This window comes from Streptomyces sp. Je 1-332 (assembly GCF_040730185.1).
GTDB lineage: Bacteria > Actinomycetota > Actinomycetes > Streptomycetales > Streptomycetaceae > Streptomyces.
Window position 1 is genome coordinate 6078453 of record NZ_CP160402.1, and the last position, 24872, is coordinate 6103324.

A 24872-nucleotide genomic window follows, 5' to 3' on the forward strand; every position below is an offset into this window, starting at 1 on the left:
GGATCATGCTTGTCGCCGCAGCCGTCTGCCCCTGCCCGCCCCTGCTCGTCCCCGAGGTGGCGGCGGGCGCCGCCCCCGAACTGGATGCCGCGCGCGCCGCGTGCAAGGACGCCATCGGGGTGCTGGCCGCCGCACGGGCCGACCTGCTCGTCGTGGTCGGGCCCGCAAGGCAGGACGGGCGGGGCCCGCATCCGCAGGGCGCCCGGGGGTCCTTCCGTGGTTTCGGCGTGGACCTGGATGTGCGGCTCGGACGTCCCGGTGGCGAGGGTGCGGACCGGCCCCTTGCGGAGGAGGCGGAGCGTGACCTTCCGCCCTCGCTCGCCGTCGCCGCCTGGCTGCTCGACCGTACGGAGTGGTCGGCCGCCCCCATGGAAGGTCTCGGGGTGGGGGAACCTCTGGCGGCCGAGCGGTGTATTCAAGTCGGAGGGGAAATCGCGGCGCGGGCCGACCGGGTGGCCCTGCTGGTGATGGGCGACGCCAGCGCGTGCCGCACGTTGAAGGCGCCCGGGTATCTCGACGAGCGGGCGGCCGGCTTCGACGCGGCGGTGGGCCGTGCGCTGGGGGCGGCGGACGTCGAGGCACTCAAGGCGCTGGACGAGCAGCTTGCGTACGAACTGAAGGCGGCGGGCCGGGCGCCGTGGCAGGTGCTCGCGGGCGCGGCCGACGGAGCGGGCCTCAGCGGCGAGCTGCTCTACGAGGACGCTCCATACGGCGTCGGGTATGTGGTGACCGCCTGGTCGTAGCGGCCTGGGCCTTCCAGGCCTGAGCGACTCCCGCGGGAGGCGCTCAGGTGGCTCGAGCGGGTGTGGCCGACGTGGCTGGAGCGCGTGTGGCCGAGGTGGCAGAGGAGTCCACGCGGCCCCGATGTACGGCGACGGCCGCGGAGCTGGTGGCGCTCCACGGCCGTCCGCCGGGGTCTTCGACCGGTGACGCGGGGTGGTTCAGGGAGCCGGAGGGGGCGTGGGCGGGGTTGTGCCGCCCGTGGGCGGAGTGGTGCCGCCTGCGGGCCGGGTGGTGCCGCCCGTGGGGGGCGTCGTGCCGCCGGTGGGCGTCGTCGTGCCGCCCGTGGCCGGGGCCGTGCCACCCGTGGCCGGGGTGGTGCCGCCACCCGCGGCCTTGCCCTCGTCGGGCGTCCCCGCGAGGCGGTCCACGGCATCCTTCGCCTTGCCCGTCCCCGTCTGGATCTTGTCGCTGTACTTGCCCTTGGTCTTGCCGTCGACCACCTTCGCGGCCTTGTCGAGACCTTGGTCGATCTTGTCCCCGTGCTGCTGCGCGAGGCCCGCGACCTTGTCCTTCGCCGGGGCGAGCTTGTCTTTCAGGTTCTGCAGGAGGCCCATCGGTTGCCTTCCCTCGTTGGGAGAGTCACTTGCGGGCGCCCTCGTCGGCCTCGTCGTTGTCGGCGGCCTTCTCCGCGGACTGCTGCTTCGGGATGTCCACGTTGTCCGCGGCAGCCGCTTCGGAGTCCTCCGACGCGTCATCGGTCACGGTCTCGGGTTCGGCCCCGGCCTGCTTCTCAGCCTCGGCCCCGGCCTTACCCCCGGCTTCCTTCTCAGCGGCGGGCTCGGCCTCGGTTTCGGCCGCGGGCGCCTCATCGGCGGCGGCTTCGGCCTTGGCCTCTTCCTTGCCGGTCCCAGGCTCGGGGGACTCCCCGGCCGCTTCCGGCTCGGCTGTCAGGGTGCTGGTTGCCGACTCGGCTGTTGACGCCTTCTCCGTGTCCTTTGACTTCCTGCGAAACCGTGCAAAAACGCCCATATCTACTCCATACGGTACTCGTGTGGGCGAAATCCCGCGCCGCCCGGTGCGCTCTGTTGCGCCTCCCGGGTCGCCGATCCTCGAAACCGGCGGCCGGAACCTCGCAACAGGCAACGAACCCGGACGTGTGGCGTCACGTAGCTCGTTCGGGAAGCGGCCCCGGGGTTTGCGAGACTGGGGCGGTGAGTAGAGCAGCTCCCGCACCGCGGGTCATCGCCGTCGTCGGGCCCACCGCGGCTGGAAAGTCCGATCTGGGCGTTTTCCTCGCCCAGCGTCTCGGCGGCGAAGTCGTCAACGCCGACTCCATGCAGCTCTACAGAGGGATGGACATCGGAACCGCCAAGCTGACGCTCGAGGAGCGCGACGGCGTCCCGCACCACCTCCTCGACATCTGGGACGTCACGGAGGCGGCGAGCGTCGCCGAGTACCAGAAGCTGGCGCGCGCCGAGATCGACCGCCTCCTCGCCGAAGGGCGCTGGCCGATCCTGGTCGGCGGCTCCGGGCTCTACGTCAGGGGAGCCGTCGACCACCTGGAGTTCCCCGGCACCGACCCCGCGGTCCGCGCCCGCCTGGAGGAAGAACTCACGCTGCGCGGTCCGGGCGTGCTCCATGCCCGCCTCGCCGCCGCCGACCCCGGAGCGGGCCGGGCCATCCTTCCCAGCAACGGCCGCCGGATCGTCCGTGCCCTCGAGGTCATCGAGATCACCGGCAAGCCCTTCACCGCCAACCTCCCCGGCCACGACTCCGTCTACGACACCGTCCAGATCGGCGTCGACGTCGGCCGCCCCGAGCTCGACGAACGCATCGCCACGCGCGTGGACCGCATGTGGGACGCGGGCCTCGTCGACGAGGTGCGGGCCCTGGAGGCCGTGGGGCTGCGCGAGGGGCGTACGGCGTCGCGTGCGCTCGGGTACCAACAGGTGCTCGCGGCGCTCGCGGGGGAGTGCACCGACGGCGAGGCGCGCGCGGAGACCGTGCGCGCGACCAAGCGTTTCGCTCGCCGCCAGGACTCGTGGTTCCGCCGCGATCCCCGGGTGCACTGGCTCAGTGGCGCCATGGCCGACCGAGGGGAACTCCCGGGACGGGCAATGGCGTTGGTCGAACGAGCGGTCACAGCCTGATCACGTGATGGCATCGGGACGCTCCGGCGGTCATCCCGGCCCCTGACGCCGTGCCATCATCGACCATCGATCGACCAGTGGAGTCCGAAGTGGGAGGGCGGATGGCGATGGAGGCCGGCCCTCGCGACACCGCGCATGACGGCGGCGAGCTGACCCCTGACGGACCCGACGCGGCGCCGGACGGCGTGAGCGACGACGGTCCCGTCCCGGACGCGATGGCCGCGGCGGAGGTCGAGGTCGAACTGCGCCCGCAGCGCCGACTGCGCATCTGGCAGCTCGCGCCGATCGTCGTCCTTGCCGCCGCAGGATCGCTGATGTTCGCCTTCCCGCTGGCCTTCGAGTTCGGGGACGGCGGCGCCGTCGTGGCCATGCTCGGACTCCTGATCAGCAGCTGCGCCGCGGGCTGGGGCATGATGGCCGCCCGCCGCGTGGGGCACACCTGGCCGGGGCTGCCGGAGCGCGGTTCCGGGCGCCGTCCGGACTGGCGGATCGTCTGCGCGTACGCCCTGGTGTTCCTCGCCGTCGCCGTCCTCGCCGTGTGGCGGGTCGCGCGCCTTCGTTGACGGCGTCGTACGAGGTCAGGGGCCTGGAGGGCCCCTTCACGACGGACTGTCCGCGGTACCCCGTACGATCGAGGAATGAGCACGCCGATCGCCTTCCTCAAGGGGCACGGGACCGAGAACGACTTCGTGATCATCCCGGACCCCGACAACGCCGTCGAGCTGTCCCGGGCTGCTGTCGCCGCCCTGTGCGACCGCCGTGCGGGCATCGGGGGCGACGGTCTGCTGCATGTGGTGCGTTCCGCGGCACACCCCGATGCGCGTCATCTGGCCGACGAGGCCGAGTGGTTCATGGACTACCGCAACGGCGACGGTTCGATCGCCGAGATGTGCGGCAACGGGGTGCGCGTCTTCGCCCGCTATCTGCAGCGCGCCGGACTGGCGGGCGAGGGCGATCTGGCCGTCGCGACCCGGGGTGGCGTGAAGAGCGTGCACATCGCCAAGGCCGCGGCCGGCGGCGATGTCACGGTCGGCATGGGGAAGGCGTCCCTCCCCGAAGGGGACGTCACCGTCTCGGTGGCCGACCACCAGTGGCCCGCGCGCAACGTGAACATGGGCAACCCGCACGCGGTCGCCTTCGTTGACGACCTGGCCCACGCGGGCGACCTGTACGACGCGCCGCCATTCAGCCCCGCGTCGGCGTACCCGGACGGTGTGAACGTCGAGTTCGTCGTCGACCGAGGCGCGCGGCACGTCGCCATGCGGGTGCATGAGCGCGGTGCCGGCGAGACCCGCTCGTGCGGCACGGGCGCGTGCGCCGTGGCCGTAGCGGCGGCCCGCAGGGACGGGGCGGACCCCGCGGTGACCGGATCCCCGGTCACGTACACCGTCGATCTGCCCGGTGGCAGCCTGGTGATCACCGAGCGGCCCGACGGCGAGATCGAGATGACTGGCCCCGCTGTGATCGTCGCCGAAGGCGTGATCGACGCGGAATGGCTCGAAACTGTAAACCCGTGAACTGTCGCTCGAATGGGTGATCCGTTTCACGCTCGGCGAGAGGCGGTCAGCGGCGCGTGATGGGCTCGGTAGCATCAAGCACCGGCCCGGACGGAGCACGCCGTCGTCCGCTCACCGCCGGTCGGAGCAGCCGGAGGTGCCCATGAGTGCGGAGGCTACAAACCCCGCGATGTCTGGCCCCGTGACGCCCGGAGCCCAGCGCAGGCGCGGTCGTCCGCGGCTTGACCTGCGAAGGCTCGGCCGGGCGGCCCTCCTGGGGCCCGCCACACGGGACCGGTTGCCGGACGCGATCGGCCATGTGGCGGAAGCCCACCGCGCCCACTACCCGGACGCGGATCTGGAGCCCCTGCGGCGCGCCTGGGTCCTCGCGGAGTCCTCCCACCGAGGCCAGATGCGCAAGAGCGGTGAGCCGTACATCACACATCCGCTCGCGGTGACCCTGATCCTCGCCCAACTCGGCGCCGAGACCACCACCTTGACCGCGTCACTGCTCCACGACACCGTCGAGGACACCGATGTGACGCTCGATCAGGTGCGCACGGAATTCGGCGACGACGTCTGTTATCTGGTCGACGGCGTCACGAAGCTGGAGAAGGTCGACTACGGAGCCGCGGCCGAGCCCGAGACCTTCCGCAAGATGCTCGTGGCCACCGGCAACGACGTACGCGTCATGTCGATCAAGCTGGCCGACCGTCTGCACAACATGCGCACGCTCGGCGTCATGCGTCCCGAGAAGCAGGCACGGATCGCCAAGGTGACACGTGACGTGCTCATCCCGCTCGCCGAGCGTCTCGGCGTGCAGGCGCTCAAGACCGAGCTGGAGGACCTCGTGTTCGCGATCCTCCACCCGGAGGAGTACGCCAAGGTCGAAGAGCTGATCGCGGCGAACGCGGCCGACGGCGGCGACCCACTGGAAGCGACCGCGGACGACGTCCGCGGGGTGCTGCGAGAGGCGGGCATCGCGGCCGAAGTCCTCATCAGGCCACGGCACTACGTCTCGGTCCACCGGGTGCACCGCAAACGCGGCGAGATGCGCGCGGCGGACTTCGGACGGCTCCTGGTCCTGGTGAACGAGGACGCGGACTGTTACGGCGTACTCGGCGAGCTGCACACGTGCTTCACGCCGGTGGTCTCGGAGTTCAAGGACTTCATCGCCGTACCGAAATTCAACCTCTACCAGTCGCTGCACACGGCGGTGGCCCGCCCGGACGGAGAGGTCGCCGAAGTCCTCATCCGTACGCACCAGATGCACAAAGTGGCCGAGGCCGGCGTCGTCGCGCTGCGCAATCCGTACGCTCCTCCTTCGGAGGAGCAGACCGACACCGGATCCGACTCCCCTTCCGTGGACGCCGTCGAGGGTGAGCGCGCCGACCCGACCCGGCCCGGCTGGCTCTCCCGCCTCCTCGACTGGCAGCAGGCGGCCCCCGACCCCGACACGTTCTGGTCCACGCTCCGTGAAGACCTCGCCCAGGACCGCGAGATCGCCGTCTTCCGCCCCGACGGCGGCACCCTCGGGCTGCCCGCGGGCGCGAGCTGCGTGGACGCCGCCTACGCCCAGTACGGCGAGGACGCCCACGCCTGCATCGGAGCACGGGTCAACGGACGCCTGGCGACGCTGAGCACGGTCCTGCGGGACGGCGACACGGTCCAGCTGCTCATGGGACAGGACGTGGCGTCCGGACCCTCACGCGAGTGGCTCGACCACGCGCGCACGCCCGGCGCCCGGATCGCCATCCGGCGCTGGCTCACGACGCACCCCGCGCCCGCCGCGGCACCCGCCGCCTCGGCCCCCGAGAAGACCGCTCCCGCGCCCCCGCCGCAGCCCTCCGACTTCCCGCGCCCCGCGGCGGCCAACGCCGTGGTGGACAGGGAAGGCGCGAGCGTACGCCTCGCGGGCTGCTGTACGCCCGTGCCGCCCGACGAGGTGACCGCCTTCGCCGTGCGCGGCGGAGTCGTCACCGTGCACCGCGTCGAGTGCCCCGCCGTCGCGCGCATGAAGGAGGTGGGGCGCGCGGAGGTCGGAGTGCGCTGGGGAGACAGCGCGGAGTGCCGGGTCACGCTGATCGCCGAGTCGTTCGGGCGTGCCCATCTGCTGGCCGACCTCACCGAAGCCATCGCCATGGAGGGCGTGGAGGTCATGTCGGCGACCGTCGAGCCGCCGAGCCAGCAGCGCGTGCGCCACACGTACACGCTGCAACTGCCGGACGCGGCCCACCTCCCGGGGCTGATGCGCGCGATGCGTGCGGTGCCGGGTGTGTACGACGTCAGTCGCGCCCAGCACCCGGCGGCGGCGACTTCGTAGCGGTCGAAAAGAAGGGGCGTCAGCGTCGTCCCAGCCGCCTACTGGCAACTCGTTCGAGTGGCACGGCGCGCGCCGACACGGGTGCGGAAGGTCTGCGCTGATAGCGGTAGTTCATGCTGCTCACCCCCCGGGTCAAGGCCTCGCGGCCGAAGACTCTCCGCATCGCGACCGCGCTTCTGGCCGCGGCCACCTCCGCCACCCTCCTCGCCGCGAGCGAGCCGTCACCGGCCACACCGCTCGGCATCGGCGACCGGCTCTTCCCGCACCTGGGCAACCCCGGGTACGACGTGACGGCGTACGACATCGCCTTCACCTACCACGGCGACAAGAAGAAGCCCCTCGACGCCGTGACCGTGATCGACGCCCGCGCGACCGCCCCGCTGCAGCGGGTCAACCTGGACTTCGCCCACGGCAAGGTCGGCTCCGTCGCCGTCAACGGCGCTCCTGCCCGCTTCGAGGCCACCGGTGAGGATCTGGTCGTCACCCCGGCACGGCCCCTGAGCCGGGGCGCGTACCTGCGGATCACCGTCCGGCACACCAGCGACCCCAGGCCCACCAAGGACAAGGACGGCGGCTGGGTGCCCACCGCCGACGGGCTCGCCATGGCCAATCAGGCCGACGCCGGGCACCGTGTGTTCCCGTCCAACGACCACCCCTCCGACAAGGCGCGGTTCACGTTCCGCATCACCACCCCGAAGGGGCTCACCTCCGTCGCCAACGGCCTGCCGGTCGCCACGGCGCACACCGGGTCCACCACGACCCGCGCCTTCCGCACCCGCCACCCCATGGCGACGGAACTGGCGCAGGTGTCCATCGGCAGTTCCACCGTGGTGCACCGCTCCGGGCCGCACGGCCTCCCCGTGCGGGACGTGGTGCCCACCAAGGACCGCAAGGCGGTGGAGCGCTGGCTGAAGAAGACGCCGGACCAGATCGGCTGGATGGAGGGGAAGGTCGGCCGCTACCCTTTCGAGACGTACGGCGTCCTGATGGCGCAGGCACGGACCGGCTTCGCCCTGGAGACACAGACCCTCTCCCTCTTCGAGAGCGATCTGTTCAAGCGGCCCGAGTACCCCGAGTGGTACGTGGAGTCGATCATGGTGCATGAGCTGGCGCACCAGTGGTTCGGCGACAGCGTGAGCCCGAAGTCCTGGTCCGATCTCTGGCTCAACGAAGGGCACGCCACCTGGTACGAGGCCCTCTACGCCGAGGAGAAGGCGAAGAAGCCCCTCCAGAAGCGGATGCGTGAGGCCTACAAGCAGTCGGACAACTGGCGTGCCGCGGGCGGACCGCCGGCCGCGCCGAAGGGCCCCGAGCCGGGCCAGAAGATCAGCATCTTCCGGCCGGTGGTGTACGACGGCAGCGCACTGGTGCTCTACGCGCTGCGCCAGGAGATCGGGCAGGAGGGCTTCGACCGCCTGGAGCGCGCCTTCGTGCGCACCTACCGGGACGGGAACGCGACCACCGCGGACTTCGTGCGGCTCGCCTCGGCGACCGCGGGCCGTGATCTGAGCGGCTTCTTCGACGCCTGGCTGTACGGCGCGAAGACGCCGTCGATGCCGGGCCACCCGGACTGGCGTAAGGCGGCTCCCGTCCGGAAATAACCTGGGTGACGAGACGGGCCGTACCGTGCAACCATCTTCAGGTCGGCGCCGCCGCGGGTCCGGGAAAACCCTTCGGGGTGATCTCAGGGCCCCCGCCGGCCGGACCGGGGAATCTCGGGACGGCCCCGAGCGTTGACCCGTATGAAGAATCCCATCGACGTAAGGATCCAATGACCTCCTCTTCTTCCCCTTCCCAGGACGCGCAGAATCTCGCGCAGAACTACCCCGAAGGTCTTCGGGCCGATGCCCTGATGGAAGAGGACGTCGCCTGGAGCCACGGACACGACGGAGAGCGGGACGGCGAACAGTTCGACCGCTCCGAGCGCGCGGCTCTGCGCCGCGTCGCCGGCCTCTCCACCGAGCTCGAGGACGTCACCGAAGTCGAGTACCGCCAGCTCCGTCTGGAGCGGGTCGTGCTCGTCGGCGTGTGGACCTCGGGCACAGTGCAGGACGCGGAGAACTCGGTCGCCGAGCTGGCCGCTCTCGCCGAGACGGCGGGCGCGCTCGTGCTCGACGGCGTCATCCAGCGCCGTGACAAGCCGGACCCGGCGACGTACATCGGATCCGGCAAGGCCATGGAGCTGCGGGACATCGTCCTCGAGACCGGGGCCGACACCGTCGTCTGTGACGGTGAGCTGAGCCCCGGCCAGCTGATCCACCTCGAGGACGTCGTCAAGGTCAAGGTGGTCGACAGGACCGCCCTGATCCTGGACATCTTCGCCCAGCACGCCAAGTCCCGAGAGGGCAAGGCGCAGGTCGCCCTTGCCCAGATGCAGTACATGCTCCCGCGCCTGCGTGGCTGGGGTCAGTCGCTCTCCCGTCAGATGGGCGGCGGCGGATCCAGCGGTGGCGGTGGCATGGCGACACGTGGTCCCGGTGAGACCAAGATCGAGACGGACCGCCGTCGGATCCGCGAGAAGATGGCGAAGATGCGCCGGGAGATCGCGGAGATGAAGACGGGCCGCGAGATCAAGCGCCAGGAGCGCAAGCGCAACAAGGTGCCTTCGGTCGCGATCGCGGGCTACACGAACGCGGGCAAGTCCTCCCTGCTCAACCGCCTCACGGGCGCGGGCGTCCTGGTGGAGAACGCCCTGTTCGCCACCCTCGACCCGACCGTGCGCCGGGCCGAGACGCCGAGCGGCCGGATCTACACCCTGGCCGACACCGTCGGTTTCGTACGGCATCTGCCGCACCACCTCGTCGAGGCGTTCCGCTCCACGATGGAGGAGGTCGGCGAGTCCGACCTGATCCTGCACGTGGTGGACGGTTCGCACCCGGTGCCGGAGGAGCAGCTGGCCGCCGTGCGTGAGGTGATCCGCGATGTGGGCGCGACCGACGTGCCCGAGATCGTGATCGTCAACAAGGCGGACGCCGCCGATCCGCTGGTCCTCCAGCGGCTGCTGCGCAACGAGAAGCACGCCATCGCGGTCTCCGCGCGCACGGGCGCGGGCATCGAAGAGCTGCTCGCGCTGATCGACGCCGAACTGCCGCGGCCCGAGGTCGAGATCGAGGCCCTCGTGCCGTACACGCAGGGCTCGCTCATCTCGCGGGCGCACGCCGAGGGCGAGGTGCTCTCCGAGGAGCACACCGCCGACGGCACGCTGCTCAAGGCGAAGGTGCACGCGGAACTGGCGGCGGATCTCACGCCGTACGTCCCGGTCGCCGGCTGAACGAAGGCTCGTCCAGGCGTGGTTCGCCCGGTACGCAAGGCGAAGGCCCGCCCCCTCTCGTAGGGGGCGGGCCTTCGCCGCGTCATGTGCGAGGTGCGGCGGTCGCCCGCCGTCCGGCTACTTGGAGCCGTACTTCTTGCTCATCATGTCGTAGACCTGCTCGGCACCCCTGCCCAGCTGCGGCCCGGCCAGCCAGGTGTTCTCGGCCGGGCCGATCGAGGTGTTCGAGACCAGCTGGGTCTTGTCGCCCACCATCCGGAACCAGCCGCCACCCGACGAACCGCCGGTCATGGTGCAGCCGATGCGGTACATCGTCGGCTGGGACGTGGTCAGCGAGAGACGGCCCGGCTTGTCGATGCACTTGTGCATGATCTGGCCGTTGTACGGGGGAGCGGCGGGGTAGCCCCAGGCGCCCATCGAGCTCACGCTCTGCGCCGACGGAGTCGAGAAGTCGACATCGAGGGCGTTGCCGACCGTCTCCTCGAGGGACTTGGAGCCCTGTTCCGGCTTCACGTGCATCACGGCGTAGTCGTACGGCGCACCGGCACCGCCCGAAGCGGCGCCCTGGTCGATCCACTCGGCCGAGGTGGAGACCCAGTCGGCCCAGTACTGGCCGTAGGGGGCGACTTCCTGCGGGGCGGCGTTGCTCAGCTCGGCCTCGGACTTGCCGAGGTCGTTGTAGGCAGGCACGAAGGTGATGTTGCGGTACCAGCCACCGGCGGAGCCCGCGTGCACGCAGTGGCCCGCGGTCCACACGAGGTTGGACTTGCCCGGGTTGCGGGGGTCCTTCACGACGGTGCCGGAGCACACCATCGAGCCTTCGGGGGCATCGAAGAAGATCTTGCCGACCGGGGCGGCGTTCTCGTGGTACGGCGTCTTCTCGCGCTTGGCCTGGACCGGCGACGGCTCCGGGTCGGTCGCGCCCTGATCGGAGGGGGCGTCCTTCGCCGCGATGGTCTTCTTCGGGTCCTTGGCGTCCTTCATCCGCTCGGGCTTCCAGAGCCCTTCGATGACCGGGTTGACGAAGTCCTTGGACTCGCGGAGCCAGTCGTCCTTGTTCCAGTTCTTCCAGGCCCCGTCCTTCCACTTGTCCGGGTCGATGCCGTGGTCCTTCAGCTTGTCGGCGATGTCGCCGGGCAGCTTGGCATCGGAACCGGTGTCGGTGCCGGAGTCGGAACCCTTGTCGGCGCCCTGCGAGGTGCCGGAGTCGGCCTTGTCGCTGGCCTTGTCTTCGCTGGGACCGCAGGCCGTGGCGGTGAGCGCCACCGTCGCGGCGAGTCCCGTCGCGGCGAGTGCGAGACGCCGCCCGCGACTGCGCGCGAAGGGCGCACGAGTGGAACGCATGGTGCTGTAACCCCCGAGTTGAACGTGTGATTGCTGCACGTGATGGCTGCAATTGCCATGTACTTGTCATGTGTCGGCGTGGCGGCTCCGGGAGCGCCCTGCCGATGCAACACCCCACTATGCCTGGGTGTTTGGGGACGAATGACGGCGGGGTCGTGAAGGTTTCCGGCGACCCCGCCGTCGTACATCAAGCGGCCGACGACGTGGCGGCTACTTGTCGGCGAACTTCTTGCTCACCGCGCCGTAGATGCCCTTGGCTTCCTTGCCGAGTCGCGGACCGGCCAGCCAGCCTGCCGTCACCGGGCCGATGGAGGTGTTGGACACCAGGGCGGGCTTGCCCTCCGAACCCTCGGCGACCCAGCCGCCGCCGGACGAACCGCCGGTCATCGTGCAGCCGATGCGGTACATCGTCGGTTCGGGCTTGCTGATCGAGAGCCGGCCCGGCTTGTCGGCGCACTGGAACGCCTTCTGGCCGTCGAACGGCGGAGCCGCCGGGTAGCCGGTCGCCGTCATGTCGGCGATCTGCGGCACGGCCGGGGCGTTGAAGTCCACCGGGAGCGCCGAACCGACCTGCTCCTCGAGCGACTTGCCCTCGCTGCCCTTCTCGGGCGTCACGTGGATGACCGCGAAGTCGTACGGCGCGCCCTTGCCGCCCGTCGGGCCGCCCTGCTCGATCCACTGGTCGGAGGTCTGCGCCCAGTCGCCCCACCAGACGCCGTGCGGAGCGACTTCTTCCTTGGGGGCGTTCTGCAACTCGGCGGCCGACTTGCCGCTGTTGTTGTACGAGGGGACGAAGGCGATGTTGCGGTACCAGCCGCCCTCGGCGCCGGCGTGCACGCAGTGACCCGCGGTCCACACCATGTTGGACTTGCCCGGGTGCGCCGGGTCCTTCACGACGGTGGCCGAGCAGACCATCGAGCCGTCGGGACCGTCGAAGAACAGCTTGCCCGACTCGGGAACACTGGCGTCGTACGGCGTCTTCAGGGCCGCCGCTTCCACCGGCTCGGGCGTCGGGTCGGTCACGCCCTGGTCACCGGAGATGTCGTTCTCCTCGACACCGCGGTCGGGGTTCTTGTCGGCGTCCCGCATGCGGTCCGAGTCCCACAGACCCTCGATGATCGGGTTGACGTAGTCACCCGCCTCGCGGAGCCAGTCGTCCTTGTCCCAGTTCTTCCACGCCCCGTCCCTCCACTTGTCCGGGTCGATGCCGTGCTCCTTGAGCCGGTCCTGGATGTCCTGTGGAATCTTGACCTTGCCGTTGTCGCCGTTGCCGTCGTCGGCGGGCTGGGAGGCGGACGGGTCGTCGCCCGCGTTGTCCTCGCTAGGGCCACAGGCCGTCGCGGTCAGAACGAGCGCAGCGCCGATGGCGACAGCGGCCGCCACAGGGGAGGTTCGGCCGCGCGCGCTCCTCCCACGACGAGCGGTACTGAGCGGGCGTATGGATCGCATAGAGAGATTCCCCCTGGGCTTCGAGATCGTTCGCATGCCGGACACCGCGTGCCGCACGACGCGCTGAGCACCGTACTTCCGTGGCGCCGCGCACCGTGCCGCGGATGAACGGCACCTCACACTATGCCGGTGCCGTGGGGGACTGCCGACGGAACGGCAACGGTTTCGCTACGACCTCGCTGACCTGGCATTGGTCCGCAGACCTGTCGATTCGGCGTCTGCGTCGGGGTCGGCGTCGTGGTCACGGTCGTGGTCACGTCCCCTATGAATTACTCATACCGAACACCCACGACCTTTCATGACCTCCGCGTGGCCGGATACCTGTGGTCGCGCACCGCTCCGTGCCACTGTCAGGGCAGCGAGTGAAAGGAGCGGGGGATATGTTGATCGGAGTTCTTGGGCCGTTGGTGGCCAGTGTGGGTGAGACATCGATCGTGCCGAGCGCCGCCAAGCCGCGTCAGCTTCTCGCCCTGCTCGGGGCCAATCTGGGCAGGCCCGTCGGCATGGGGGAGATCGTCGAGGAACTGTGGGACGGTTCGCCGCCGCGCGGGCCGTCCCAAGTGGTGCAGACCTACGTGAAGCAGCTGCGCCGGTCCATCGCTGTGGCGCTCGTGCCGGGGCTCGGCTGGGGGGCGAAGGACATCCTGAGTCTCGCGCACAACGGCTATCGGCTGGAACTGCCCGGCGCCACGGCTGAGGTGTACGAGTTCGAGGAGCGCGCGAGGGCCGGGGCGCGAGCGCTGGCGGAGGCCGAGGACGAAGCGGCCTCGGTGCTCCTCGGCGAGGCGCTGTCCCTCTGGCGCGGTGTCGCCTTCGCAGATGTGCGGACCGGGCCCTTCCTGCGTGCCGAGGCGCTGCGCCTCGAGGAGCTGCGGATCGCCGCGCAGGAGAACCGCATCACCGCCGAGCTGCGCCTGGGGCACCACGCCGGGCTCGTCAGTGAACTCACCGCTCTCACCAGCAGGTTGCCGTTCCACGAGAATCTGCACGGCCAGCTGATCCTGGCCCTCTACCGGTCCGGCAGGACCACCGAGGCGCTGGAGGTGTTCCGCAAGCTGCGCGAGGCGTACGCGCGCGAGCTGGGCATCGATCCGTCGCCGCGGCTCCAGCGGCTCCACCGGTCCGTCCTCGCCTCCGACCCGGGGCTGGAGTCCAAAGCCCTGAATTTTGCCGCCTTTTAGCCGCTGCCGCCACGCTGGTGGTGTGCCGGCCGGGGGCTCGCTCCACCGTGAGCGTCGCGCGCCCTCCCGGTCGGGCAGGTGTGCCACCCGCGCCCGCACAACGGGGCCGGGCCGCACACCGCCCGTCCGGTCGGTCGTCGGTACCGCGTATGTGGCGGGCACCGGCCGGCACACCGATCCGGACGAGCGAGGCGGAGCCCGATGACCCGTTATCTGTCCACGAACCGAGTCGACGCCCCCGAACGCGGCAGGCTGCGCGTGTTCTGCTTCCCGTACGCGGGTGGCGGCGCCTCGGCGTACGCCCGCTGGCAGCGTGGCCTGGACGCGCACGGTGCGGGCGTCGAGGTCCTTCCCGTCCAGCTCCCGGGCCGCGAGGGCCGGGCGAGCGAGCCGCGGTTCACCGACCTCGACGCGCTGGTCGACGACCTGGACGCGCAGCTCGACGACGAACTGGACGAGCCGCACGCCTTCTACGGCCACAGCATGGGCGCTCTCATCGCCTACGCCCTGGCGCACCGTCGGCAACGGCGCGGCGCCGCCCTGCCGGAGGCACTCGTCCTGAGCTCCTACCGCGCCCCCCACCTGCCCGCCCCCCACATCGCCGCGCCGGACGCCAGCGACGAGGAACTCCTGGCGAGCCTCGCGGACCTGGGCGGCATCCCCAGCGTCCTGCTCAACCACCCGGACTTCCTGTCGGCTCTCCTTCCCGTCGCCCGCGACGACCTGCTGCTGTGCACCGGGAACGCCGCGAGTGTGGACACCGAGCCCATCCAGGTCCCGATGTACCTGTTCGCCGGCAAGCGAGACCGGCTCGTCTCCGTCGCCGAGGTCGTCACCTGGCGGCGGCATGCCGGACGCGGCTGTGAGGTCCGCACCATGCCGGGCGGGCACTTCTTCATCCGCGCGCACGAGGACACCCTCCTGAGCGAACTCGCCTCCGTGCTGCGCCGCCACCGGGCCGTCCCCGCGCTCGCGGGCGCACTGAGCGCCTGAGACCGGGAGGGACAACGATGAGTCACCAAGAGACCTTCACCCGGCGGGTGGTGGACAACGCCGCCGCCAACAGCGGGCGAGAGGCCCTCCTCTACCTGCACGGCGGCGCCGACGGCGGCCCGCTGACACCGGAGCGGCTGCAGTACGGGGAACTCGACCGCCGCGCCAAGGGCATCGCGTCCTGGATCCAGGAGCGCGGCTTCGCCAAGCGCCAGATCCTGCTCCTGGAGCCCCCCGGCACGCCGTTCGTCACGGCCTTCGTCGGCTGTCTCTACGCGGGCGCGACCGCCGTCCCCGCACCGCTGCCGACGGGCCACCGGCGGCACTTCAGCCGCCTGTCACGGATCGCCGCCGACGCGCGGGTCGCCGCGGTGCTCACCAGCGCCGAACACGCGCCCGAGGTCGAGGCCTGGCTCGCCGCCACCGGTTTCACCGACGTGGTGTGCCTGGCCACGGACACAGACCCGGTGGGCGATCCGGACGCCTGGCGGGAGCCCGCCGTGCGCCCCGACGACCTCGCCTTCCTGCAGTACACCTCCGGGTCCACCAGCGCGCCCAAGGGCGTCATGGTCTCGCACGCCAACCTCATGGCCAACGAGGCAGCCATCCAGCGCGCGCTCGGCTCGAACGCCAGTACACGCATGGGTAGTTGGCTGCCGATGTACCACGACATGGGTCTGATCGGACATCTGCTGCACCCGCTGTGGCTGGGCACCGGCTCCGTCCTGATGGCGCCCGAGACCTTCCTCCAACGGCCCGTCGGCTGGCTGGAGATGGTCTCCGACCATGGTGTGACCATGGGAGGCGGTCCCAACTTCGCGTACGACATGTGCGTACGCCGGGTCAAGGACGCGGACCTCGACCGGCTCGACCTGTCCCACTGGGAGCAGGCGTGCAACGGCGCGGAGCCCCTGCGCGCGGAGACGATCGAGGCCTTCACGACGCGGTTCGCCCGTGCCGGATTCCGGCCGGAGGCGTTCTTCCCCTGCTACGGCATGGCGGAGACGACCCTCCTCGTCTCGGGTACGCCGTTGGGCAGGGCCCCGGTCACCCGCGCCGTCGACACGGCGGCCCTGGAGCTCGGCAGCCTCGAAGCGGCGGGCCGCGGCCCGCAGCGGTGTCTGGTCAGCTCGGGACGGGTGAGCGCGGAGGACTTCGACGTACGCATCGTCGACCCGGTGACCCGCGGGCCGCTGCCGGACGGCGAGGTCGGAGAGATCTGGCTGCGAGGGCCCAGCGTCGCCCGCGGCTACTGGGACAACTCCGACGCGACAGCCGAGGCGTTCCGTGCCGCTCTGCGCGGCGAGCACGAGGACGAGGGCGGCTGGCTGCGCACCGGCGACCTGGCGGCCCTGCACGAGGGCGAGTTGTACGTGACCGGCAGGCTCAAGGAGATGGTGCTGGTCAACGGGCGCAACATCTATCCGCACGACGTGGAGGCCACCGTGCGCACGGTCGCCCCCGTCCTGGGCACGGGCGCCGCGTTCGCCGTCGCGTCGGCCCGCGACGGACGCGACCGCCTCGTCCTTGTGCAGGAGGTCAGGGATCGCGGGGCCGTCGTCGATCACCAAGAGCTGCTCGCTCGCGTACGCCGCGTGGTGAGCGACGAGTTCGGCGTGGCCGCCGGCACGGTCCTGCTCGTGGCGCCCGGGACGGTGGGCCGCACCACGAGCGGCAAGATTCAGCGGACGCTGATGCGCACGCGGTTCCTCGCGGGCGCGCTGGACCCCGTACACGCGGTGGTGGAGGCGGAGTTCGCCGAGCTGGCCGGGGGAGCGCGTACCGCGGGGGCCTGAGACCTGACGGCGAAGGGTGGCACCCCACAAGGGGGTGCCACCCTTCAACTCTGCCTACTGTTGGGCCGCTTGTCGCGGACTACTTCGTCAGGAGCCACCAGACCCGGTCGTAGGCGAGGATGTGGTAGACGACGAGGGTGATGAGGAACCAGCGGGCGACCCGGCGGATCTCCAGCTGGTAGAGGGCCGCGACCGCCCCGAAGAACACGGCGAGTTCGAGGAGCAGCCGCAGGGGGCCGGGTGTCTCGTAGCCGGTCTCGCCGGAGCGTGACTCGTCGCCCGAGACGGCGAAGGTGTCCCAGGCCCAGCCGACGAAGAAGGGCAACGCGACGACGGTGAGCCAGCGCCAGGGGGACGGCGTCCTGCGCCACGCCCACAGGCCGAAGCACACGAGGGCGAACACCTCGAACAGGAAGCGGAACAGGAGCATGGCCGGGTTGTAGGCCAGAGCGATGGTGGTCAATTCGACTCCTCGGCAGTTTTCTTGAGTGCCCACAGCCAGTCGTGGAGCACCTGCATCCCGTTGAGCTCCCACCGGAATTCACGTTCGGTCACGGTCATGGTCAGGCACCTCCGCGGGCCGGGGCGGCCCGGTCGTCGGGACGGTCGTCGGACCGGTCCTCGGGCGGCTCGGCGGCCCGGATGCCGCCCGTGCCGTCCCCGTGCGGGCCGGGCAGCAGAAACGCCGCGAGCACCGCACCCACCGCGACCACGCAGGCCGCGACGCGGAACGCGGAACCGGACGCCCCGTCGAGCGCGCCGCGCACCGCGGGATCGTGCGCCGACGCGTGCCCGGCGCCGCCGAGGCCGCGGGCCAGGACGGTGCCGACGACGGCGACACCGAGCGCGTTGCCCAGTTCCTGGAGCGTGTCGTTGAGGGCGGCGGCGTTGCCCGAGCGGCGCGCGGGCACCAGGCCCATCACGGTGTCGGTCACCGGGGCCAGGGCCAGACCGACGCCTGTCCCGGCCAGGACGAGGCCGGTGAGCACGGAGAGGTAGCCGCCGGGCAGCTCGGCCAGGGCGAGCACTCCCGCCGAGCACACCAGGAGCCCGGCGCTCACGGCACCGCGCGCTCCGGCCCGCCGGGCGAGCCCGGGGGACAGGGCCGACCCCGCGCCGACGGCCAGGGCCAGGGGCGCCACCGCGAGGCCTGCCTTCAACGGGCCGTATCCCATGGCGAACTGGAGCCGCTGCGTCAGTACGAAGAGGGTTCCGGCGAGGCCCATGAAGAGCAGCATGTTCCCCGCGCCGGCCCCGAGGAACGCGGGCTTGCGCAGCAGCGCGAAGTCCACCACCGGGCTCGGATGACGCCGCTCCCACCGCACGAACACCGCCGCGGCGCCCGCCGCGCAGGCCAGGGCCGCCAGGACCGGCGCCGATGTCCAGCCGTCGCCCGCCGCGTGGATCGCCCCGTACACGAGTGAGGCCATCGCGGTGGCGCCGAGCAGCGCGCCCACCGGGTCGGACCGGCGCGGTGTGGGATCGGACGATTCGGGCAGCAACAGCGCGCCGGCGACCAGCACCACCACGACCGGCAGCAGGTTCACCAGGAAGACCGACCCCCACCAGTAGTGGCTGACCAGCGCGCCACCGACGATCGGGCCCGCGGCCACCCCCAGGGCGGACGTGCTTCCCCACACGCCGATGGCCCAGGCCCGCTCCTCCTTGGGGAACACGTCCACCAGGATCGACAGCGTGCCGGGCATCACGAACGCGGCGGCCAGGCCCATCACGGCCCGCGCGGCGATGAGTTGGCCGGCGCCGGACGCGGTGATCGCCACCAAGGAGGCGGCACCGAAGAGGGCCGCCCCGAGCAGCGTCGCCCGCTTGCGGCCGTAGCGGTCGGAGAGCGTGCCCGCGGTGAGCAGGCTCGCGGCGAAGACGAGGGCGTAGCCGTCGACGATCCACTGCGTTCCGCGGACTCCGGTGCCGAGGTCCCGCATCAGCTGGGGGAGCGCGACGTTCAGGAGCCCGTTGTTGAGGATGATCACGAAGAGTGCGAGGGAGAGGACGGCCAGGATCCACCAGCGCCGTGGGTCGGGCCCGGTGTCGGCCCGGGGTGTCGGCGCCCATGGTGCGCCCTGTGGTGCGGTCTCCTGCATCGGGATCCCTCCGTCGCCGTCGGGCGCGGGCGCGCATCGGGCGCGCCGGCGCCGAGGCCAGGGTCCGGCCCGCCGCTGTAGCCCCGCTTGTGCGTGCGGAGCGGGGCCCTTCCTTTAGCCGGGCCAAAGCCGCCGCGCCGACTATCACCGAGGCGCGTCCCAGGTGCGGTTGTCGTGCCGGCGGATGGTGTCACCGACGATGGGAGGAACATGCGCTGGAAAGGCGTTCATGTGGCGGGCACGGGAGTCTGGCTGCCGGAGCCGGTTCCCGCACAGTCCGCCGTGCGGAGCGGTCGGTACGACCCCGAGCAGTGCGCGTCCGACGACCTGCTCTCGGTCGTCGTGGCGGACGACGGGGTCAACCCGCCCGACATGGCGGTGCAGGCGGCCACCACGGCGCTCAAGCGCTCGGGTCTCGACGCACAGGACGTGGAGCTCCTGGTGCACACCAGCATCTGGTTCCAGGGCGTGGAGATGTGGCCCGCCGCTTCGTACGTCGCCGGCCAGGCCCTCGGACGGCACGTTCCCGCGTTCGGTCTCCAGCAGGAGTGCAACGCGGGCCTGGGCGCCCTGGAGGTGGCCGCACGACACGTGCAGTCGGGACCGCCGACCGCCGCGGCGATGGTCACGACGGCGGACCGCTTCGGTGAGCCGCTGATCAAGAGGTGGAGCAGCGAGCCAGGGTTCGTCTACGGAGACGGGGCGAGTGCGCTGCTGCTCTCGCGCAGGGCCGGCTTCGCCACACTCCTCGCCACCGCGTCCGGCGCGGACAACTCCCTGGAGGCGGTGGTCAGGGGGCCCGGTTTCCGGCCGCTGCCGAGCGGGGAACCACTCGATCTGGCGGGCCGCGTCGAGCACTTCATCGCGACGACGAACGGCGGGTTCCGGGTCGCCACGGAGCGGGTGACGCGCGTCGTGCGGGAGGTCGTCGCCACCGTGCTCGCCGAAGCCGGCACGGACCTGGACGGCATCGCGCGGGTCGTGGTGCCGGCCGGCGGTCGCAGCCGGATGGACTGGCAGATGCAGGTGCTCGGTATACCGCTCGCCAAGTCGAGCTGGGACTTCGCCCGCACAGTGGGTCACTTGGGGGCGGGCGACCAGTTCGCCGGGCTCGACCATCTGGTCGCCGAGGGCCATGTGACGGCCGGGGACAAGGTCCTGATCGTCGGCAGCGGCTCCGGATTCAGCTGCACCTGCGCCGTTTTGGAGATCACCGAACAGCCCGCATGGGCCGCCAGGCCCGCGACCGGGTCCCGTACCGCTTCCGCTTCCGCTGCCGGCTCCGGGGAGGCGTCATGAAGGACACGTTCGTGAGCACCCGGGTGGAGAACGCGGCGGAGGTCTTCCTCGGCCGCGCCGCGGCCGCCACACCCCGCGCCCCCGCCGTCCGTGACCGCACGGGCGTGTGGACCTACGCCGAACTCGACGCCGCCGCCCGCGGGTTCGCGCAGCGCCTCGCCGAGCTGGGCATCCGCCCCGGCGACCGGGTGCTCGCCCGCACCGGCAGCACACGCGCGTTCCTCGCGATGCTGTACGGGACGTGGCGCCACGGCGCCGTGTTCGTGCCCATCAGCCCCGCGATGCGCAGCTTCCACCTCACCGCGGTCCTCGCGGACTCCGAGCCCGCGCTCATCGTGACGACCGCCGCCGAACGCGAGGGCGCGGAAGGCCGGCCGTGGCCGGCGGGCGCCCGTGTCGTGGTGGCCGACGAGGTCGACCTCGCGCCGTCCGGGCCCCTGGACACGCGTCCCGCACCGCCCGTCCCCGCCGACCGGCTCGCCCTGCTGATCTACACGTCGGGGTCCACCGCCGCGCCCAAGGCCGTGGCCTGCCCGCACGCCCCGGTCGCCTTCGCGGCCCGCGCGATCGCGGCCCGCCTCGGCTACGAGAGCGGCGACGTGGTCCTCACCGCCGTGCCGCTCTCCTTCGACTACGGCCTCTACCAGGCGCTGCTCTCCGCGCTCGCGGGCGCCGAGCTGCTGCTCTCCGACGCCGACGAGCACGCGAGGCTCCTGGGGTACGCCCGCGAGCACGGCGCCACCATCGTGCCGCTCGTCCCCTCGCTCGGCGAGATCCTCGTCAAGCTCACCGCGCGCGACCAACGCCCGACGAAGATCAGGATGTTCACCAATACCGGTGCCGCCCTGAACGCACCGCTCATCGCCACCCTGCGCGAACGCTTCCCGGGCGCCCGGATCGTCCCGATGTTCGGCACCACGGAGTGCAAGCGCATCACCATCCTCGAACCGGACGGCGACGTGGCCAAACCCGGCTCGGTCGGGCCCGCCCTGCCGGGCACCGAAGTCCTCGTGCTCGACGACGACGGCACGCCGCTCCCGCCGCACGAGACCGGCGAGATCGCCGCGCGCGGCCCGCATGTCATGGCCGGGTACTGGCGCGCTCCGGAACAGACCGCGCAGCGCTTCCGCGTGGCCGACGACGGCACGCTGACCCTGCACACCGGTGACTACGGCTGGCTCGACGCCGACGGGCATCTGTACTTCCAGGGGCGTCGGGACGATCTGTTCAAGCGGCGCGGCCTGCGGATGAGCGCCATCGAGATCGAGGCGGCCGCGCTCGACGTGGACGGCGTGGACGCGGCGGCACTTCTCGTGCCCGAGGACGACCGCGACATGGTGCTGTTCGTCGTGGGCGAGCTGACGGTGGAGCAGGTCATCGAGCGGCTCACCCAGCGCCTAGAGCAGGCCAAGGTGCCGGAACTCGTCCATGTGCTGCGGGAGTTGCCGCTGACCAACAACGGCAAGACCGATCGCAAGCAGCTCAAAGGCTATCTGCGGGAGGGTTCCCTTGACGGCCGATGATTCCCGTATGCCGGACGACTTCACCGAGCACCTGGTGGAGCGCTACGGCAGCCCGCTCTACGCATACGACCTGGACCGGGTGCGCCGCGCCCACCAGGACCTGAGCTCGGCGCTGCCCGAGTACTCGCGGATCTACTACTCCCTCAAGGCGAATCCGCACCCCGCCCTCGTCGCCGAGCTGCGCGCCTGCGGCGCACGCGCCGAGGTGACCTCGCGCGGAGAGCTGGCATCGGCGCTCCAGGCGGGCTGCCCGGCGGGTGAACTCCTCTACTCCGGTCCGGGCAAGACGCCGGGTGAGCTGGCGGAGGCGGTGCGCCACGGCATACGGCACTTCTCCGTCGAGTCGTTCGGGGACCTCGCCAGGATCGGGGCGGCCGCCGACGAGCAGGGGGCGCGCGCCGAGTGTGTCCTGCGGATCAACGCGGCCGGCGCGCCCGGTGGCGCCGGACTGCGCATGACCGGCAGCGCCTCACAGTTCGGGTTCGACCTGGACGGTTTGTTCGCCGAGCCCGAGCGGCTCGACGTACCCGGCACGCGCGTGGTGGGGCTGCACTTCTTCCCGCTCACGAACGCCAGGGACGAGGAGGGGCTGCGCGCCGAGATCGTACAGAGCATACGGACGGCGGCCGAGCTGCGGGACAAGCTCGGCATCCCGCTCGAACTCGTCGACCTGGGAGGGGGGTTCGCCGCGCCGTACGCCGTGCCCGGCGAGCGCCCGACCTATCCGGGGCTGCGCGCCGCCGTGACGGAGGCGCTCGACGAGTCGCTGCCCGGCTGGCGCGACGGCGCACCGGTGATCGCCTTCGAGTCCGGCCGCTATCTGGTCGGCGACAGCGGGCGTCTGATGTGCACCGTCACCGACGTCAAGGACAGCCGGGGCACCCGGTACGCCGTGCTCGACTCCGGGATCAACCACCTGGGCGGCCTCTCGGGCCTCGGACGGCTGCTGCCCATGAGCGCGCGGCCGCTGCGCACCGCGCCCGGCGATGAGCCTCGACGGACCACGCTGGCAGGCCCGTTGTGCACTCCGGCGGACCTGCTCGGCCGCAATGTGGAACTGGCCGGGGTGCGCCCCGGCGCCGTACTGGAATTCCCGAACGTCGGTGCGTACGGCCTCTCGGCCAGCCTGCTCGGATTCCTCGGCCACCCGGCACCCGTCGAGGTCGTGGTGCGCGGGGAGCGGGTGCTCTCGGCCTCACGGCTGAGCCTGCGCCGTCAGGAGACCGACGGCGCGCCCGGTGCGGGGAACGCGAAGGACACCGACCAAGCGAAGGAGTCGACATGAGCGTCCCGTGGGATGCGACATACGAGGAACTTCTCGGCCAGGCGCTGCCGCGGATCGCGGAACAGGGCAGCCTCACGCCCGACGTCGGCCTCAAGGCCGTCGGTCTGGACTCTCTGGCCATGGTGGAGGTGCTGATCCAGCTCGAGGGCGCCTACGGGATCAGCATCCCCGACGACGATCTGGCGCCCGGCGTCTTCGACACCCCCGCCTCGCTGTGGGAGCTGGTCGTCGCCGTGCGCGAGCGGCAGACCGCGGTGGGGTGAGCGGCGGACCACCTGGCAGGGGTGAGGGGCCGGTGCGGGGCGAACGTGCCTCGCACCGGCCCCTCACGTCGTCCAATTGTCCGCATAAGACGGCATAACCCCGGCCCAAGCGAGCCTTCAGCGCCCCGGAGAACGATCGGCGGCAACAGGCAACAGATTCTTCGGCTTTGGGGAGTACACGTGCACGAGCAGCGGGCTCAGGCCATCCGAACCATGCTCATCCAGCAGCTCATCGCCGTACGCCCCGAGATCGCCGAGCGCACGGTCACCGACCGCTCCGCACTCACCGGAGATCTCGGCATGGACTCCGTCGAGCTTGCGGAGACCTTCGAACGCATCAGGGACTGCTTCGGGACGGTCCACATCGCCGGCTGGCTGGCGACCGCGACCCGCGCCGACGGCGACACCGTCGGCAGCCTGGTGCGCTACCTCGACAGCATGGTCCCGGCCGGCGCGCCGGAGCCCGTGACCGCGGGGAGCCGGTGATGACCACCACCACAGCCCCGGCGCGCACGGATGTGGTCGCCCTCGCCACCGAACTGGCCGGCACGTTCGCGGAGCGCGCGGCCGGCCACGACCGCGACGGCTCCTTCCCCCGGGAGAACATCGCCGACCTGGTCGCCTCCGGTTATATGTCGATGACCGTCCCGCCCGAGCACGGAGGCGGCGGCGCGAGCCTCGAAGAGCTGTGCCGGGCCCAGCAGACGCTCGCCGCGGCCTGTGCCAACACCGCCTTCGCGGTCAACATGCACGTCCACGGCATCGCGATGATCGCGGGCATCGGCGGCGAGGCCGCCACCCGCGCCTACCGGTCGATCGTCGACGACGGCGCCGTCATCGCGGGCGGCTTCAGCGAGCCCGGAGTCGGCGGCAACTGGTGGCACCCCACGACCAAGGCCGAGCCGGTGCCCGGCGGTTATCTGCTCAACGGCCGCAAGGGCTTCTTCACCGGCTTCCCCGCGGCCGACCTCCTCTTTCTCTCCGCCGCGCTGACCGACGACCGCGGACTGCCGCAGCCGGTGGGCTTCCTGGTCCCCAAGCCGGAGCAGGGCGTGCGGGTCACCGGTGAGTGGGACGCCGCCGGTATGCGGGCCACCGGCAGCCACTCCCTGGCACTCGAGGACTTCTTCGTCCCCGCGGACCGCATGGTCGGCGAACCCGGAGCGCTGCCCCTGATGTTCATGCAGGGCGTCCACTGGGCGTGGTGCAGCTTCGCCTCCGTATTCCTCGGGATCGCGCGCGGCGCCCTCGACCTCGTCGTACGCGAGCAGCGCGGCCGGACCCTGCACGTCCTGGACCGGACCGTGGCGCATCTGCCGGGAGTCCAGTTCCGGGTCGCGGAGATGCGGACCCGTTACGCGGCCGCCGAGGCCCACCTCTACCAGGCGGTGCGCGCCGATCACGACGCCGCCGTGGCCGCCGATCCGCTGGGCCACTACATCGAGATGAGCGTCATGAAGAACAGCGTGTGCCGCCTCGCCCACGAGGTCGTCACGCTCGCGATGCAGGTACAGGGCGGCTCCGCGCTGCTATCCGGCCACCCGTTGCAGCGGATGTACCGCGACGTCGTCGCCGGGCTGCTCGTGCCGCCGAACTCCGACGTCACCGCCGAGTGGTCGGGCAAGCACGCGCTCGGAGTGCCCGTGTTCGCCGAGCCCCGATGGGAGGGATGAG

The 24872-nt window shown here is 71.4% G+C and carries 22 protein-coding genes; 16 read left to right on the top strand and 6 right to left on the bottom strand.

Going from position 1 to position 24872, the window contains the following annotated elements:
* Positions 1 to 5 precede the first annotated feature (5 nt).
* Complete coding sequence (locus ABXJ52_RS27575; protein WP_367045369.1) at positions 6 to 743, top strand: class III extradiol dioxygenase subunit B-like domain-containing protein; 738 nt, start codon at positions 6 to 8, stop codon at positions 741 to 743.
* Positions 744 to 941: 198 nt separating this feature from the next.
* On the opposite strand, the gene ABXJ52_RS27580 is transcribed toward ABXJ52_RS27575, so the two are convergent.
* Together ABXJ52_RS27580 and ABXJ52_RS27585 are read right to left on the bottom strand one after the other, a co-directional pair.
* A complete protein-coding gene (locus ABXJ52_RS27580; RefSeq protein WP_367045371.1) occupies positions 942 to 1337 on the bottom strand; it encodes an antitoxin in 396 nt (131 codons plus the stop codon).
* A gap of 25 nt (positions 1338 to 1362) precedes the next feature.
* Positions 1363 to 1752, bottom strand: coding sequence for a hypothetical protein (locus ABXJ52_RS27585; RefSeq protein ID WP_367045373.1), 390 nt, complete (start codon positions 1750 to 1752; stop codon positions 1363 to 1365).
* Between the two features lie 182 nt (positions 1753 to 1934).
* Here ABXJ52_RS27585 and miaA point away from each other — a divergent pair, with 182 nt between their 5' ends.
* From miaA to hflX, 6 genes are all read left to right on the top strand, one after another.
* Positions 1935 to 2873, top strand: coding sequence for a tRNA (adenosine(37)-N6)-dimethylallyltransferase MiaA (miaA, locus tag ABXJ52_RS27590; protein ID WP_367045375.1), 939 nt, complete (start codon positions 1935 to 1937; stop codon positions 2871 to 2873).
* A gap of 101 nt (positions 2874 to 2974) precedes the next feature.
* Positions 2975 to 3436, top strand: coding sequence for a hypothetical protein (locus ABXJ52_RS27595; protein ID WP_367045376.1), 462 nt, complete (start codon positions 2975 to 2977; stop codon positions 3434 to 3436).
* Positions 3437 to 3511: 75 nt separating this feature from the next.
* Positions 3512 to 4390, top strand: a complete 879-nt coding sequence (gene dapF, locus ABXJ52_RS27600) for a diaminopimelate epimerase (RefSeq protein ID WP_367045377.1) — start codon at positions 3512 to 3514, stop codon at positions 4388 to 4390.
* A 142-nt stretch (positions 4391 to 4532) separates the two neighbouring features.
* A complete protein-coding gene (locus ABXJ52_RS27605) occupies positions 4533 to 6692 on the top strand; it encodes an HD domain-containing protein (protein WP_367045379.1) in 2160 nt (719 codons plus the stop codon).
* A 113-nt stretch (positions 6693 to 6805) separates the two neighbouring features.
* Positions 6806 to 8293 (top strand): M1 family metallopeptidase, encoded by a 1488-nt coding sequence (locus tag ABXJ52_RS27610; RefSeq protein ID WP_367045381.1) that lies wholly within the window; start codon positions 6806 to 6808, stop codon positions 8291 to 8293.
* Positions 8294 to 8463: 170 nt separating this feature from the next.
* Positions 8464 to 9963: a GTPase HflX gene (gene hflX, locus ABXJ52_RS27615; RefSeq protein ID WP_367045382.1), complete on the top strand. Its 1500-nt coding sequence runs from the start codon at positions 8464 to 8466 to the stop codon at positions 9961 to 9963.
* 117 nt (positions 9964 to 10080) lie between these two features.
* Here the strand turns inward: hflX and ABXJ52_RS27620 are convergent, their stop codons facing one another.
* Together ABXJ52_RS27620 and ABXJ52_RS27625 are read right to left on the bottom strand one after the other, a co-directional pair.
* Positions 10081 to 11307 (bottom strand): hypothetical protein, encoded by a 1227-nt coding sequence (locus tag ABXJ52_RS27620; RefSeq protein WP_367045384.1) that lies wholly within the window; start codon positions 11305 to 11307, stop codon positions 10081 to 10083.
* 210 nt (positions 11308 to 11517) lie between these two features.
* On the bottom strand, positions 11518 to 12756 hold the full coding sequence (locus ABXJ52_RS27625) for a hypothetical protein (protein ID WP_367045385.1): 1239 nt from the start codon (positions 12754 to 12756) through the stop codon (positions 11518 to 11520).
* Positions 12757 to 13136: 380 nt separating this feature from the next.
* Here ABXJ52_RS27625 and ABXJ52_RS27630 point away from each other — a divergent pair, with 380 nt between their 5' ends.
* The 3 genes from ABXJ52_RS27630 (at position 13137) to ABXJ52_RS27640 (ending at position 16726) form a co-directional block, all read left to right on the top strand.
* Complete coding sequence (locus ABXJ52_RS27630; RefSeq protein WP_367045387.1) at positions 13137 to 13937, top strand: AfsR/SARP family transcriptional regulator; 801 nt, start codon at positions 13137 to 13139, stop codon at positions 13935 to 13937.
* 201 nt (positions 13938 to 14138) lie between these two features.
* Positions 14139 to 14930, top strand: a complete 792-nt coding sequence (locus ABXJ52_RS27635) for an alpha/beta fold hydrolase (RefSeq protein WP_367045389.1) — start codon at positions 14139 to 14141, stop codon at positions 14928 to 14930.
* 17 nt (positions 14931 to 14947) lie between these two features.
* A complete protein-coding gene (locus tag ABXJ52_RS27640; RefSeq protein ID WP_367045390.1) occupies positions 14948 to 16726 on the top strand; it encodes a fatty acyl-AMP ligase in 1779 nt (592 codons plus the stop codon).
* A gap of 79 nt (positions 16727 to 16805) precedes the next feature.
* Here ABXJ52_RS27640 and ABXJ52_RS27645 read toward each other — a convergent pair whose 3' ends face one another.
* Positions 16806 to 17189 carry a YrdB family protein gene (locus tag ABXJ52_RS27645; protein WP_367045391.1) on the bottom strand — a complete coding sequence of 128 codons (384 nt, stop codon included), beginning with the start codon at positions 17187 to 17189 and terminating at the stop codon, positions 16806 to 16808.
* A gap of 100 nt (positions 17190 to 17289) precedes the next feature.
* Positions 17290 to 18828 (bottom strand): MFS transporter, encoded by a 1539-nt coding sequence (locus ABXJ52_RS27650; protein ID WP_367045393.1) that lies wholly within the window; start codon positions 18826 to 18828, stop codon positions 17290 to 17292.
* Positions 18829 to 19038: 210 nt separating this feature from the next.
* On the opposite strand from ABXJ52_RS27650, the gene ABXJ52_RS27655 reads away from it, so the two are divergent.
* The 6 genes from ABXJ52_RS27655 (at position 19039) to ABXJ52_RS27680 (ending at position 24871) form a co-directional block, all read left to right on the top strand.
* Complete coding sequence (locus tag ABXJ52_RS27655; protein ID WP_367045394.1) at positions 19039 to 20127, top strand: ketoacyl-ACP synthase III family protein; 1089 nt, start codon at positions 19039 to 19041, stop codon at positions 20125 to 20127.
* Positions 20124 to 21650 carry an AMP-binding protein gene (locus ABXJ52_RS27660; protein WP_367045395.1) on the top strand — a complete coding sequence of 509 codons (1527 nt, stop codon included), beginning with the start codon at positions 20124 to 20126 and terminating at the stop codon, positions 21648 to 21650. The genes ABXJ52_RS27655 and ABXJ52_RS27660 overlap by 4 nt, the downstream gene beginning before the upstream one ends.
* Positions 21637 to 22935 (top strand): type III PLP-dependent enzyme, encoded by a 1299-nt coding sequence (locus ABXJ52_RS27665; RefSeq protein WP_367045397.1) that lies wholly within the window; start codon positions 21637 to 21639, stop codon positions 22933 to 22935. The genes ABXJ52_RS27660 and ABXJ52_RS27665 overlap by 14 nt, the downstream gene beginning before the upstream one ends.
* The gene (locus tag ABXJ52_RS27670) at positions 22932 to 23198 is read left to right on the top strand and encodes a phosphopantetheine-binding protein (RefSeq protein WP_367045398.1); all 267 of its coding nucleotides are present in this window, start codon (positions 22932 to 22934) and stop codon (positions 23196 to 23198) included. The genes ABXJ52_RS27665 and ABXJ52_RS27670 overlap by 4 nt, the downstream gene beginning before the upstream one ends.
* A 180-nt stretch (positions 23199 to 23378) precedes the next feature.
* Positions 23379 to 23684: a hypothetical protein gene (locus ABXJ52_RS27675; RefSeq protein WP_367045399.1), complete on the top strand. Its 306-nt coding sequence runs from the start codon at positions 23379 to 23381 to the stop codon at positions 23682 to 23684.
* Positions 23684 to 24871: an acyl-CoA dehydrogenase family protein gene (locus ABXJ52_RS27680; RefSeq protein ID WP_367045400.1), complete on the top strand. Its 1188-nt coding sequence runs from the start codon at positions 23684 to 23686 to the stop codon at positions 24869 to 24871. The genes ABXJ52_RS27675 and ABXJ52_RS27680 overlap by 1 nt, the downstream gene beginning before the upstream one ends.
* Position 24872: the final 1 nt, after the last annotated feature.